Genomic DNA, 14,442 nt, shown 5'->3' on the forward strand with positions numbered 1-14,442 from the left:
TGAGAGCGAGCGAGGATACAAAGTCGTTATTGCTTAAATTGGTTGATCTAAAGATAGCAGAGGATTTACAAGTTACTTAATTATTAGAATAATTTGGAAATGATTTGATTCTTAGACAACAGCATTAACCCCAAATGGCCTAATGCTGAGTGAAGGGTAACGCGGTTTTATCTCGTTGTACCCACAGATTTGTGGCAAGGCCTCTCGCTTCATCTACGTCACAACCTTCAAGTAAAATAAGGTAGCTCACCAAGGTAGCGTGAATAGCTTGTTCACCATAAAGATGCGAAGTATCGCCCCGCCAAACCGCAAGCATATCGCTCACGTTCATTTGCGTATCTTTAAGAGCCATTTTTTCTGTTAACTCAGGAAGTATGATTTCTTCGGTACTTCCATTGCGCGTGACATAGAGTTCGGTTTTTCGTTCACTGTTTACTTCCGGATCTCCCCCATCGCCACGAAAGCACAGCGCTTCGAACGCGGGAAAACTTTCATTCACACGACAATGTTTATGATCAAGGTGCATGTGATAAACCCCCTGCACACAAAAAGGGGCCGACGTCGGGTTCAGCAAGCGCGCCAAGGTATTTGCGCATGAGCGTAACCCAAATACTTCACGTAATTTTATGATGGTATTGAGCGCTGGCAATAAATGCGACAAATCGAGATAAGTGGCACCAAATTCACGCATTTGGCGAGAGGCATCGGCAATACTGTTTACTTCTACAAGCCCCAATGCAGGTAACGCTTTGCTAGCATATAACCGACCCGAACCTGGCTCATGGGCGCCGTGCAGCATAATGGTATAATTATTTTTAGCCAGCACCGCGCACGATAATAGATACCAAGGTAACTGGCGGCGCTTACCGGCATAACAGCCCACATCTAATGTGGGTGTTAAGTTAGCAAGTTCAGGCTCCAGTAATTCACGGCATGCATCAATAAACCCAATGACTTCTTCTGGGGTTTCTTCTCGCGTACGCAAGAGCATTAAAAATGCACCACGTTGATCGCCGGTAACTTGATTAGACAGTACCATTTTCATAGACTCGTAAGCTTCTTGGCGGGTAAGACTGCGCCCACCTTTTTGGCCCTTGCCGATGATTTTTATATAGTTGCTAAATTGCTGAGACATGCTGCTTATTGTGTAAAAGTGATGTATTGACGAGTTGTCGTGACTCTATCACTTTTCCAAAAATAAGTAACGTAGGGCCGCTAACATTGGCGTTAGAGACTATACTACCAATGGTACTCACAGTACCTTCTATCACCCGCTGTTGCGGACTTGTCGCATTTTCTACTGCGGCTACAGGCCAATCATCGGCAATGCCGTGTTTTACCAAAGCATCACATAGCAAAGACAAACGACTCAACCCCATGTAAACCACCACGGTTTGAGAGGCAACACTTTTAGCCAATTGGGTCATATCTGGCCATGTTTCAGGGTTTTGAAAATGTGCAGTAATAAAGCTCACTGCCTGCGCACAGCGCCTATCAGTAAGTGGGATCCCCGTATAAGCAGACATGCCTGAAGCCGCCGTAATGCCAGGTACAATAGCAAAAGGAATGCTCGCTTCTGTCAGCGCTATGGTTTCTTCGCAGGTTCTAGCAAACAATGCAGGGTCGCCACCTTTAAGTCGCACTACACAATGACCTGCCTTCGCTAGCTCAACCACCTTCGCGCTAATCTCTTGCTGCTTCATACTGTGCTGACCACAGCGTTTACCCACATATTCACGTTTCACATGACGGGGAATTTCCGCAATAACATCTTTGCCCACTAATGCATCAAACAACACTATATCAGCTTGTTTGATTAATCTAAGCGCCTTAAGGGTGAGTAATTCAACATCGCCTGGGCCAGCCCCAACAATGTACACTTTGCCTTCTTTCTTGCTACGTGGCGCGCTTTTTCCGTTGCCTAACCATCCACTTAAAAAACCTGATGTGGAGTAGCTAGCAGGTTGCGATAATGCATTGCGAAACAACAGCCCAAAGGTGTTAACTAAAGTGTTCATGATAACCTCTCCAGAGCAAAGTTCGTCGTCGCTCTTGTGATAATAGCTATTGTAGGAGTCACGTTTATGCAAGATGCTTTGCTAGTAACATTGCCAGTAGCATTCTCGATAGTATCCTGTGTAGCCTTCTTATCAGCTACGCGCTTGGTGTTAACTTTCACGAGCGACGTCTTCTACTGGGGTGGCATATTCGTTAATTAATGTTGCTAAAGCCGGTTTGCAGGAACCGCAATTTGTGCCGCACTTTAACGAATCGCCCAATGCAGAAACTGATGAGCACCCTGCTGCTACCGCTTTATTAATGGTTTTTTCCCTCACAGAAAAACAACTACACACCACAGGGCCATTTAAAAATTCTTCGTCGACTTCACAGCGTAAAAAATTAGCGAGTTTTTCAGCGCTGAAACGTTGCTTCAATGCGCTGTCTACCCATGAATTTGGTACATCATACTTTGGCTTCGTACTGGGGCTGTGCGCACCAAAAAACGCCATAAAACAAAACGAATCTTGATAAGTACAAATAAGCACTTGGCTGTCGGCGGTTTTGTGTTGATAGCACACCCAAGTTTTAGGTAGTTTTTCTAGCAACCCTTTGATTACCGCTTGCGATTCAAGTTGGCTGGCAATGGATACGCCCAGCCCATTATCGATTAAATATTTAGCCCAGTAGCCGTTATTACTTTCCACTACCTCGCTCAGCACTTTTACGATATCCAATTCGCCATTTGCCACTTGAATGTCATCACTAATATAGAGCTTTCCGTAGCTTGAAAAGTTATGGGGCGTAATGGATACCGCACCATGTTTTAGTTCTGGCTGCCCTGAAATAGGATCGGTTGCCGGCGCATAAAGTTTTGCCAGCTTGCTGTGCGAACCCCACTCCCCTGACCAATGAATAGGAACGAACACATCGCCTTGGCGCTGACGTTTATCGATTTGCACAGGGAAAATACAGGGTGTTTCGCCGCTCACTTTACTGCTGAGAGAAACATAGTCATTTGCGGCCACACACAATGCTTTGGCATCTTCGGGATGAATATAAATATTGGCGTGCGCAGTATGGGCATGAAGTAAAGGCGCCTTGCCTGTTCGAGTCATGGTGTGCCACTGGTCACGCATTCGCCCGCTATTAAGCACAAACGGAAATTCACGCGAGGTAACTTGAATAGGAAGAGAAAACTGCACGGCGACAAAATTTGCTTTGCCCGATGGGGTAAAAAACACTTTGTTATAAAAGGGGCGAACAGCTGAAAGCGTTTTATCGCTATTGGTATTAAGTGGCCATTGTACAGGCGCCATTGCATCATATTGAGCCTGAGATTTCCCGGTTAAGGGGGAAAGGTTGAGCAATCGCGTGCCGTCGTTTTTGTATGCCGTTAACCGGGCGTGTTCATCAAATATTTCGCTAGGGTGAGAGTAGGCAAATGCGCTGGCAAAGCCCATTTTATTAGCTACATCACACATAATTTGCCAATCGTGTTTGGCTTCGCCTGGAGGCGGCATAATGCCTCGTTGACGGGAAATTCTGCGCTCGGAATTAGTGACGGTACCGTCTTTTTCAGACCACCCGGTTGCAGGCAGTGCAATATCAGCAAAGGCAAGGGTATCGTTACTTTGTACAATATCTGATACCACCACCATGTCGCACTTTTTCAGCGCCGATTCAACTTGCTCCCGATAGGGCATACTCACCACAGGATTTGTGCCCATTATCCACACAAACTTGATTTGTCCCGCATCCATAGCTGAAAACAAGTCTACTGCTTTTAATCCGCCGCACTCTGGCATAGCCGGAGACTGCCAAAACGCTTTTACATTTTCACGGTGGTTGGGGTTTTCAATATCACAGTGGGCCGCCAGCATATTGGCTAAACCACCCACTTCCCTGCCCCCCATGGCATTGGGCTGACCGGTTATAGAAAAAGGGCCGCAACCTGGCTTGCCAATAAAATCCAATGCCAAGTGACAATTAATAATGGCGTTAGCTTTATCTACCCCAGCTGAAGATTGGTTAACACCCATGGAATAGAAAGTAACTGCAGTGTCAGCATTGATAAACCAATCATAAAAAGTGGTTAAATCCGCCTCATTTAAACCGCACAGACTAGCCACGTCTTTTGCATCAATGGCGTTGGCACTGCTGACGGCTTCATCTAGCCCTTGGGTAAATGCGCTAACGGCAATCTTATCTATTGCCCCATTGTTGTGAGCAAATTGAAGTAACCCATTAAATAACGCAACGTCACTGCCTGCTTTTAGCGGTAAATGTAAGTCTGCGATAGTGCAGGTCTCAGTTTCTCTGGGGTCAATCACCACCACTTTCATGTTTGGATTGCGCAGCTTAGCCCTCTGAATACGCTGGAATAGCACAGGGTGCGCCCACGCAGCGTTGCTGCCTGTGAGCACCAATAATGAGGTACATTCCAAATCGGTGTAATCGCAAGGCACCACATCTTCACCAAACGCACGTTTATAACCGGCAACGGCAGATGACATACAAAGCCTTGAGTTCGTGTCTATATTGGCGCTGCCAATAAACCCTTTCATGAGCTTATTAGCAACATAATAATCTTCAGTGAGTAATTGCCCTGAAACATAAAACGCAACGGCATCCGGCCCATGTTCAGCAATAGTCTGGGTGATTTTATCAGCCACCGCGCGGGTAGCCGTGTCCCAATCTACCTTCGCACCTGCCATGGTTGGATGAAGCAAACGGCCGCTAAGATCGTTTGTTTCGAGCAGGTTTGTGCCTTTTACACACAGACGACCATAATTGGCCGGATGCTCGGGCGTACCAGTAACCTTGTCCAGGGAGGTAATACGCCCGCTAACGTTGCAACTGATATCTACACCACAACCCACACCACAATAAGGACAGGTGGTTTGCTTTTGCCGTAGTCGTGGTTCCAGCATAGTGGTTTTTGGTGTAGCCATATTCATGGATAAACTCTCTTAATAAACAAAACAACATAGAAAAGTGGGTTAGACAGCAACGAGTATTCGCTCACCTTCCACTTTCACGTCATACGCCACTACGCTTACGTCATCACGTTCAATACACTTGCCTGTGGCCAACACGTAGTGCTCTTTATAAAGAGGCGATGCCACCACAATATCATCCGCTATGGAGCCTATAAGGCCACGATATAGCACGTTTGCTTTGCCGATGGGGTCCCAGTTGCTAATGGCGTAAAGAAACTGCTCGCCACCTCTCATCACACTAAACAGTGCCACTTGCTGACCTTCAATAAGTGCACAAACACCGCTGTTTGTTACCACGTCATCAATGCCACACACGTCATGCCAAAGGGGCGCCACTTCTGTATTTGCTGTCATCAGTTTGTTCCTTATTAAATTACGTCAACCGCAATGAGGTTGTCGGCACCTTTAGATTTCTCTAATTCAGTGGCAGGCCTAACTTGACCTCGCTCAGAGACAAACTGAATGTTTGTGTCGGTGCCATCTGTGTTAACGAATTGACGGAAACGTTTACGCGATGCTTCGCTTTCAAGCGTGGTTTTCCACTCACACTGATAAGCACCAACAACGGTTTCCATTTGAGCTTCTAAATCAGCGTTAATGTTAAGCGAGTCATTCATAACAACATCTTGCAGGTAAGCCAAACCACCTTCTAAGTTATCCATCCATACCGATGTACGTTGCAATCTGTCGGCGGTGCGTACATAAAACATCAAGACCCGGTCGATGTACTTAACCAGCGTTTCGGTATCTAAATCGGTGGCGAATAAATCGGCATGACGAGGCTTCATACCGCCGTTTCCGCATACATATAAATTCCAGCCATTTTCGGTGGCAATAACACCAATATCTTTACTTTGGGCTTCTGCACATTCCCGCGTACAGCCGGACACGCCGAATTTAATTTTGTGCGGCGCGCGTAAGCCCTTGTAACGGTTTTCTAAATCGATGGCGGTTTTCACCGAATCTTGAACGCCGTAGCGACACCAAGTGCTACCTACACACGACTTCACCGTACGAAGGGCTTTAGCGTATGCATGCCCAGTTTCGAAGCCGCCTTTGACAAGGGCTTCCCAAATATCAGGAAGTTGATCGACCCGTGCGCCAAATAAATCAATTCGCTGACCACCGGTGATTTTGGTATACAGGCTGTATTTCTTGGCAACTTCGCCTAATAAAATTAGCTTTTCTGGCGTAATTTCTCCCCCCGCCACGCGAGGAACCACAGAATAAGTACCGTCTTTTTGCATATTACCAAGATAAATATCGTTGGTATCTTGCAGGGGTAAATGCTCTTGTTTAAGTACGTAATCGTTATACACAGACGCTAAAATAGAGCCTGCTGCTGGCTTACATATTTCACAGCCAAGACCAGTTCCATGCTTGTCGAGTAATTCGTCAAACGAAGTGATGCCGTTCACTTTTACAATATGAAATAGCTCTTGGCGGGTATGATTGAAATGCTCACAAATGGCTTTCGAGACTTCTACCCCTCGCTTTTCAAGCTCACTATCAACCACATTTTTAAGCAAAGCAGTACACCCACCACAACCGGTGCTGGCTTTCGTACAGCTTTTAACTTCGCCAAGGCTGCAACAGCCCTCGTCAATAGCCGATACAATGTCGTTTTTTGCCACGTTGTGACAGGAGCAAATTGTGGCGGTGTCCGGTAATGCATCAGCCCCTAACGCTGGCGCAGCACCTGAACTTGGCAGAATAAGCGTTTCAGGGTTTTCTGGTAAATCAATGCCGTTTAAGGCGTACTGCAATAAGGTGTCGTAGTCGCTGGTATCACCGACTAACACCGCACCCAATACTTTCTGCTGGCTTTCATCTACCACCAACTTCTTGTACACGCCTTCAGGCTGGTTAAAATAGGTGTAGCTTTGTGCGCCAGTAGTACGTTCGTGTGCATCGCCAATAGAACCTACTTCCACACCCATCAACTTAAGCTTAGTACTCATGTCGGCGCCAGTGAATACAGTATCACCACCAGTTAACGCACTTACCGCTGCGCGAGCCATGGTGTAACCTGGCGCAACTAAACCAAATATGCGGTTTTGCCAAAGCGCACATTCGCCCACGGCAAAAATGTCAGGATCGGAAGTTAAGCAGTTGTCATCGACAACAATACCCCCACGCTCCCCAAGCGCTAGCATGGATTTTCTGGCCAGTTGATCTGATGGACGAATACCCGCTGAAAACAGCACCATATCGGTCTCAAGAAAAGTGCCGTCGGCAAATACCATGCGATAACGTGCTTGCTCCCCAGCTTCGATAACCTGTGTTGCTTTTTGGGTATGAACGGTTACCCCTAACGACTCAATTTTACTGCGAAGTACGTCGCCCCCCGTTTCGTCTAACTGCACGGCCATCAGCTGAGGCGCAAATTCCACCACATGGGTTTCAAGTCCGGCTTCTTTCAACGCGTTTGCCGCCTCAAGGCCCAATAAGCCGCCCCCCACTACCACACCGACTTTGCTTTCTCGAGCAGAGTTTTCAATGGCAATCAGGTCATCAATAGTGCGATACACTAAACAATGTTCTTGATTGTTTCCGGGGATAGGCGGGACAAACGGGTAAGAGCCGGTGGCAAGTACCAATTTATCGTAGGGAAATACCTGACCATCTTCGGTTAACGCCTTTTTTTCGTCGCGCAGCAAGTCAGTTACTATGGCGTTCGTTACCACATTAACGCCCCAATCACGATATACATCAGCGGTTGTCAGCGCTAAGTCATCTGCGCTAGCGCCACTAAAGTAAGAGGATAAATGTACTCTATCGTAGGCCAGTCTCGACTCACCACACAACACGGTGATATCAACGTTATCGCTACTTTGATGAAGCTGTTCAACAAAATGGTGCCCTACCATTCCGTTACCAACGACGAGAATTCGCGTTTTAGATGCCAAAGATGTCATGGTCTCTCCCTTTATTCGGGACAAAAAAAAGCCCGCATCAACTTTCGTTGTTGCGGGCTTCATTGCCTATCAAGCGCTACGAGTTTTCATAGCTATCAAATTTTTCTGAGCTAGGTTGCTCTAAACATACACACACAATTTTTCACACTACAAAGTATATCCAATATTAGTGCCATGTCATTACCAGCCTGTTTTATATAGATTTATTAAAAAACCGGCTTTTCGAGCCACCTTATTTTGCACCAAATAAAAGCATTTGCGATATCATTTGGTGCACTCACATTGCTCTACCTTACTCTCCAGCCCTGGCAAGCACCTGAGCATTCACACCAAGGCGATTGCCACCAACTGTTAAGCCAGCTTATCGGTAGCAACACGATAACGAGGATCTTCATTCACGTTAATTTCTACGAACTTGTCAGCTTTACGCAGTAAGTTGCGACACTCGTCACTGATATGGCGAATATGCAGCTTCTTGCCTTGCTGTTCGTATTTATCAGCTAACGTATCTAAGGCATCAATACCTGATGAATCCCAAATTCGCGATTCTTTAAAGTCGATAACCACGTGCTCAGGATCATTGGCAATATCAAACAAGTCTTTGAAGTGGGTCACTGAACCGAAGAACAATGGTCCTTCTAATTCATACACTTTCCAATCATCGCTATCAATGTGGCTCTTAATTTCGATATGACGAGCGTGCTTCCACGCAAATACCAAGGCAGACACAATTACACCCACCACAACCGCAATCGCAAGGTCAGCAATGACCGTTACTGCGGTCACTAAGAACAGAACAAAAGCGTCCTCTTTATTTACACCACGAATAATGCGGAACGATGCCCATTCAAAGGTAGCAATAACCACCACGAACATAACGCCAACCAATGCCGCTAGCGGGATCATTTCAATTAATGGCGCAGCAAAAAGAATAAAGGCAAGAAGCACCAATGCTGCAGTAATACCTGATAAACGTCCACGACCACCAGAGTTGATGTTAATCATGCTTTGACCAATCATGGCACAACCGCCCATGCCGCCAAAGAAGCCATTTACAGTATTAGCCACACCTTGACCCACACATTCTTTGTTGCCACGGCCACGGGTATCTGTCATTTCATCAATAAGCGATAATGTAAGGAGTGACTCAATCAAACCAACCAGACACAGAATGATTGAAGTAGGCAGAACAATCATCACAGTTTCCCAGGTAAACGGCACCATAGGGATAGCAAAAGTAGGTAGTTCACCGGCAAGGGTAGCGCTAGCTTTCTGTGCTTCAGGTAGCAAATCACGCACGAAATCGATAACCGTACGGGCTTCTAAATCTAGCCCGTGCACCATAGCCGTTACGGTAACAATAGCCACTAAAGACGCTGGTACCGCAGTGGTTAACTTAGGCAGTAAGTAGATAATCGCCATAGTAAGCGCAACCAACCCAAGCATCCCGTACAACATGGTTCCTTGCATCCACTCCAACTGACCGAGGGCATTCACTACTTTAAATTGACCTAATTGGGCAAGAAAAATAACAATTGCTAAGCCGTTTACAAACCCGAGCATTACCGGGTAAGGCACCAGTCGAATAAATTTCCCGAGCTTGAACACCCCGCAGAGTATTTGCAGTAAACCGGCTAAAATAACAGCGGCAAACAGATATTGAACGCCATGCTGTGCCACTAATGCCACCATGACCACGGCCATGGCACCTGTCGCACCAGAAATCATTCCCGGACGTCCGCCAATGGCCGACGTGATAAGTCCCATCATAAATGCGGCGTACAACCCAATCATGGGCTCAACGCCAGCAACAAATGCAAAAGCAACCGCTTCTGGTACCAGTGCAAGTGCAACGGTAATACCAGAAAGCACGTCATTTTTTACATTACTATCTCGATTAGTAATTAAATCAAACATGTTTTCTCAGGAGTCTAGAGGTTTTAGGAGTCGTGCGTTGCCAGATTAGCTGTGGATGCTGTAAATCACTGTCATGCACAAATTTTGCGTGCGATTCTACCACTAATAATGCTGAAAATCTTTTAATAGAATGTTAATCGTACAGAGGATTTTAAGCTGACAAGGCTGACTTTCCATGGCATCGTAATAAGCTTAGTTTTTGCCGAGCAATTGATTTGCCATTGATTCGTCATTGGCGCTCTCAGTTGTATTCACACTGACTGTTTCAATCTACGTTGCTGATCCTTTTGTTGGCGGCGAGGTGTATTTGACCAACCGATAAGGAGTGGAAGTGGTCCCTTATTTACTCACAATTTTATGCGTGCTGGTGGCCGGCGCTATTCATTGGGCGTTTCCAAAAACCTTTTGGAAATCTACGTTAATGTCTACTGCAGTCATTTTACTGTTTTCTATTGCCGCATTATTTATCTTCAAAGCATCCGGCATGTTAATGACTGAAACCGGTGAAGATCCTGACTTTTCAGGAAAGTTATTGATGATTACTGCTTTGATGTCTTTCTTCGGCCTTCTTATTTCTATTTTTGTTGGCTGGTTTCTCCGAGTAGTAAGGGCGTAATACCAAATATTGAAGTAGGTGCAAGGCTAAGATCATCTCAACTTGCACCATTATTGAGCATCTATGATGAGACGCTCAGTATTGCTGATTAATATTTGCTGGAAAATCCCCCAACATTGAATCAAACGAAAAAATTATCCGCATAAAAACAGCAACTTAAATCAACTTCATCAAGAGTGGTTCGTTAAGGCATAGGCATTGCTTTTGTTAGAAGCTAAGTCCGCTAAACTCCTAGATGTATCATGCAAACAGACCATGAAATAACGGCCACTACGCATTATAGCGATGCCACTAAGCGTTTCTTGCTTGCCGCTAAACGAGCTGAAATTACTGTGCTTGAGCAGCTATCCAGCAACTGCCGCATTGTTATTTCCGTTCGAAACATGGTGCATGCCCTACAGCGGGAGCGTGGTGCCACCAACATTTATTTAGCGTCTAAAGGCGAAAGATTTTCGCAGCAACGTGCTACCCATATTGAAGCCAGCTGTGAAGCCGAATCTATGTTGCGCAGCCAACTTAAATCATTGTATTTAACCGAAAGTCATGACACCGCAAACCCTCGCTTATTAAGCAGCATTACGTTAGCGCTTCAAGGTATTGACTACCTCCCGGTTCTTCGTGAACAAGCGAAAAAACTCACACTGTCTCCGTTAGACTCCACCCGCGCTTATTGCCGCTTAGTGGCAGGGCTACTTACGGTAATTTTTGAAGCGGCAGACATTGCCAGCGATCCAGTAATTACCCGCCTTTTAGTTGCACTATTTAATTTCATGCAGGGTAAAGAGTATGCAGGGCAAGAACGTGCATGGGGGGCTATTGGCTTTGCAGAGACGCATTTTGATAAACGCCTGTGCGACAAGCTCAGCGCACTACAGCACGCTCAGCAACATCACTTTACCGTGTTCAATGAATTCGCACGGACTTGCCATAAAGACGCCTACGAGCTTTTAGATGACAGCCCTGCCGCACATGATATTAATCAATTACGGAAAATGATTGCACAGCTTGCTGATGGTAGCCCCATTGCGGCTGAAATTAGTGAAGTGTGGTTCGATGTAGCCACGCGGCGTATTGATGCAATGCAAGAAATTGAAAATAAGCTGACCGACAGCTTAACGAAAGAAGCGCAAACCAAAGTAAGTAACGCCCATCATGAAATGAAAAACCATCAGCGGTTAATTGAAAGCTTTACCGATGAACACGCACAAGATGGCTCCCCCCTCACTATGCTGTTCGACCCTAGCATGCCAGGTTTGGTGGAAGACAGTGAGCTCGCGTTGCTACAGACTGATATGACTGGCTCGAGTAAAAATGCTGATATTAGCGAACAGACACAAACCTTGTCTGCACATCGCTCATTTTACGATTTATTGAGAGGGCAAGCACAGTATATTGAAGACATGAGTCGTGAGTTAGAAGAAGCTAAACGCGCCATTACCGAGCACAAGCTGGTGGATAGAGCCAAACTCATTCTGATGCAGCAATTTCAACTAAATGAAAATGATGCGTATCGAAAACTACAAAAGCAGGCCATGAATGAGCATAAAAAGCTGACCGACATAGCCGCGACCGTGGTTGAAATATCAAATAGCGCTAACCAACGCTGAATCTAAAGTAAGTTGCGGCCACGTTACTAGCCAGTTTTTCGTTTTCACCCGCTGGGTAAATACATCGCCTCTAGGATGGCGGGGGTTTATCGAAATCGTACCGGCAAAATTACTTGATAGCCCATAGGGTGCAAGCATATCAAACTTATCGCCCTCTTTATTTGGGCAAAGCCTAATAGCCACACAGGTTTCTTGTTCTATCCAATAGCTAATCGCTTCTTCACAGTCTTTATACGCGTTGTGACCGTGGTGCACATGCATACGAGCCTGATTCTTCACTTGCCAGTGGGCTGAAGGTACCTGCGCAGACAACGCATTTTCTATGTGGAGCTCTGATTCTTTTGAAGTATCTGATGGGTTGAAGTAGATAACATCGATGTCATTTAACGGCGTTGGTTTCTTATAGCCGTGACTATCATCCCATATAGCATTACGCAGAAACCCCGCCGCTAAATAACCTTGGGGTAACTGTAGCGATTTTAATGCAGCCAAGCATTGCATCCGGTATAAGTCGTGAGACATCATACGGATAACGGCTTGCTTAGCGTGTTCTGGGTTTTCTCTAGGATCGCATATGTTCACAACTTGTACCTAGTTTGGTCTTCGTATTGTGGCCGCCCTAATTTCCCCTAGCAGTTTGGCCTTCCACGTCTAGAAAACTAAGGGTTATTTCGAATGCGCAGATTTCTTTGCCATTTAATCACATAAAAACTAAACGCGGCAATGGTTCCGCCACCGAGCCACCCAGCAATGACATCGGTAGGCCAATGCACGCCTAGCTGTACTCGACTCAGGCCAATAACAAATACCAATAGTGTAGTCAGAGAATATACCCATATTTTCAATTTAACTTTTGTAATAGAAAAGCAAAAAAGCCTAGCAATACAGAAGTAAACAAGGGTAGACATCATGGCATGTGCAGATGGAAAGCTTTGCGTTAATACGGTAACTTGATGGCCAGACAGCGGCGGCCTAGGGCGGTCTATACCGACTTTAAGTACAAAGGTAATCACCAATCCTGCAGCTACCGCTATTAATAGCGTAAATGCTTTATTGGGATGCCCGGTTAATTTCAAAAAACCGGCTACGGCAAGTGAAAAAAAGATAAGTACTTCGTTACTGCCAAGCGCAGTGAAATTTTCAAAGAAGCGTTGAATCACCCCGGGCATATCGTCCCACACCAGCATCTGAATGACGGCGTTATCGAAAGGCGCTAGAACCTGCATAGAAGCAAATAGCATTAGCAGCAAAAAGCCCCCCCCTAATAACACCACCTGCACCGTGGGTGTTTTTACTATCTGCAAATACGCGTTTACCGAACTTCTTACTTCCATGTTACCAAGCGCTCCTGTTGGGGCTATAGAAAATTAAAATAAATACTCAATTGAAAAACGAAACGAATATAAAAACGCGTTACGACTTACTGCCACCTAAACAGACTGGCGAAGTGAGCGCTTCGCCACCTCGCGCCACCCACTCTGTTGGGGTATAAGTATGTAATGCTAGCGCATGCACAGGCCCTTTCAAGGCTTCATCGACCAACGTATTAATTTCACGATGACGGGCAATTAAACGTTTGCCTTCAAAGGCATCCGTGACCACGGTTACCTTGAAATGGCTTTGCGCACCGTCTGGAACGTTGTGCATAAAGCTCTCGTCTTCCACGTTCAACAACGCTGGCGAAAGCGCGCGTGTTAGGGTCGATTCTATAAATTCTTTAACATTCATATGAAAACTACTTGGTTGTAATTAAGTGCCGGAAAGTAAGGTTAATTCTACCACCGATATGTTTAGTCGTCTTAGCAATACCGTGCAGATATTGCGATTGAGTGGTTTCCCCCATGACTAATAGACTACCGTGCTCTAATATTTGGGTAAAACGGGCACCGGTTTCTTTGTGTTTAAACACAAAAGGGCGAGACTCACCAAAAGTGACCGACGCTACCACGGGATTAGGTCCGAGTTCAGGCTCATCATCAGCATGCATACTCATACTGTCTTGCCCATGTCGATACCAATTTGCCAACACACTGTTGAAAGGAATATGACAAACCTCAATGCATTTATCTCGAATGACCGCTAATTCAGGGGTCCAAGGTTGTGGTGCAAGCTTAATACCCGAATATTTATAAAGACATTCAGGATCACCGTGCCAAGCCTGTAACCTAGGCACATCGAGGTATTTTCCATACATACGAATGGTATCTTGTCGCCACGGCAAAGTGCTTTCAAACACACCTTGGTAGTCATTCGCTTGCTCTGAGCTAAGCCATTGCGGATAATAGCGCACCTCAGCTTCTGGCAACGGTAGCGTAATGGGTGAGTTTTTCGCTGCTTTCGCGTCAGTAAAAAGTGGTAATTGCATAACCCCCCGATAACTTTAG

Annotated in this window: 12 protein-coding genes; 2 read left to right on the plus strand and 10 right to left on the minus strand. The window is 45.7% G+C overall.

The window, feature by feature from the left end; all coding sequences use genetic code 11:
- Positions 1-139: 139 nt before the first annotated feature.
- The 6 genes from JKP82_RS17790 to JKP82_RS17815 form a co-directional block, all read right to left on the minus strand.
- Positions 140-1,135, minus strand: coding sequence for a glycosyl transferase family protein (locus tag JKP82_RS17790; protein ID WP_159528660.1), 996 nt, complete (start codon positions 1,133-1,135; stop codon positions 140-142).
- Positions 1,119-2,018, minus strand: a complete 900-nt coding sequence (gene cobA, locus JKP82_RS17795; RefSeq protein ID WP_159528658.1) for a uroporphyrinogen-III C-methyltransferase — start codon at positions 2,016-2,018, stop codon at positions 1,119-1,121. Before cobA ends, JKP82_RS17790 begins: the two co-directional genes overlap by 17 nt.
- A 150-nt stretch (positions 2,019-2,168) precedes the next feature.
- Complete coding sequence (locus tag JKP82_RS17800; protein WP_218398076.1) at positions 2,169-4,958, minus strand: nitrate reductase; 2,790 nt, start codon at positions 4,956-4,958, stop codon at positions 2,169-2,171.
- A 42-nt stretch (positions 4,959-5,000) separates the two neighbouring features.
- Positions 5,001-5,354, minus strand: a complete 354-nt coding sequence (gene nirD / locus JKP82_RS17805; protein WP_159528654.1) for a nitrite reductase small subunit NirD — start codon at positions 5,352-5,354, stop codon at positions 5,001-5,003.
- A gap of 14 nt (positions 5,355-5,368) precedes the next feature.
- Positions 5,369-7,918 (minus strand): nitrite reductase large subunit NirB, encoded by a 2,550-nt coding sequence (gene nirB, locus JKP82_RS17810; RefSeq protein WP_218398078.1) that lies wholly within the window; start codon positions 7,916-7,918, stop codon positions 5,369-5,371.
- Positions 7,919-8,269: 351 nt separating this feature from the next.
- Positions 8,270-9,835, minus strand: a complete 1,566-nt coding sequence (locus tag JKP82_RS17815; protein WP_218398080.1) for a SulP family inorganic anion transporter — start codon at positions 9,833-9,835, stop codon at positions 8,270-8,272.
- 331 nt (positions 9,836-10,166) lie between these two features.
- On the opposite strand from JKP82_RS17815, the gene JKP82_RS17820 reads away from it, so the two are divergent.
- Together JKP82_RS17820 and JKP82_RS17825 are read left to right on the plus strand one after the other, a co-directional pair.
- A complete protein-coding gene (locus JKP82_RS17820) occupies positions 10,167-10,451 on the plus strand; it encodes a hypothetical protein (protein WP_057793943.1) in 285 nt (94 codons plus the stop codon).
- A gap of 242 nt (positions 10,452-10,693) precedes the next feature.
- Positions 10,694-12,058, plus strand: coding sequence for a nitrate regulatory protein (locus tag JKP82_RS17825; RefSeq protein WP_159528648.1), 1,365 nt, complete (start codon positions 10,694-10,696; stop codon positions 12,056-12,058).
- Here JKP82_RS17825 and JKP82_RS17830 read toward each other — a convergent pair.
- The 4 genes from JKP82_RS17830 to JKP82_RS17845 all read right to left on the minus strand — a co-directional run bounded on the left by JKP82_RS17830 (position 12,035) and on the right by JKP82_RS17845 (position 14,423).
- A complete protein-coding gene (locus JKP82_RS17830) occupies positions 12,035-12,640 on the minus strand; it encodes a nucleotidyltransferase family protein (RefSeq protein WP_232370566.1) in 606 nt (201 codons plus the stop codon). The two genes, JKP82_RS17825 and JKP82_RS17830, sit on opposite strands and share 24 nt — an antisense overlap.
- Positions 12,641-12,717: 77 nt before the next feature.
- The gene (locus JKP82_RS17835; protein ID WP_159528646.1) at positions 12,718-13,392 is read right to left on the minus strand and encodes a phosphatase PAP2 family protein; all 675 of its coding nucleotides are present in this window, start codon (positions 13,390-13,392) and stop codon (positions 12,718-12,720) included.
- A gap of 79 nt (positions 13,393-13,471) precedes the next feature.
- Positions 13,472-13,786: a BolA family protein gene (locus JKP82_RS17840; protein ID WP_218398082.1), complete on the minus strand. Its 315-nt coding sequence runs from the start codon at positions 13,784-13,786 to the stop codon at positions 13,472-13,474.
- A 7-nt stretch (positions 13,787-13,793) separates the two neighbouring features.
- Positions 13,794-14,423 carry an alpha-ketoglutarate-dependent dioxygenase AlkB family protein gene (locus JKP82_RS17845; RefSeq protein ID WP_159528642.1) on the minus strand — a complete coding sequence of 210 codons (630 nt, stop codon included), beginning with the start codon at positions 14,421-14,423 and terminating at the stop codon, positions 13,794-13,796.
- Between the last annotated feature and the right edge of the window lie 19 nt (positions 14,424-14,442).

It is taken from the genome of Alteromonas lipotrueae, assembly GCF_019249215.1.
Lineage (GTDB): Bacteria > Pseudomonadota > Gammaproteobacteria > Enterobacterales > Alteromonadaceae > Alteromonas > Alteromonas lipotrueae.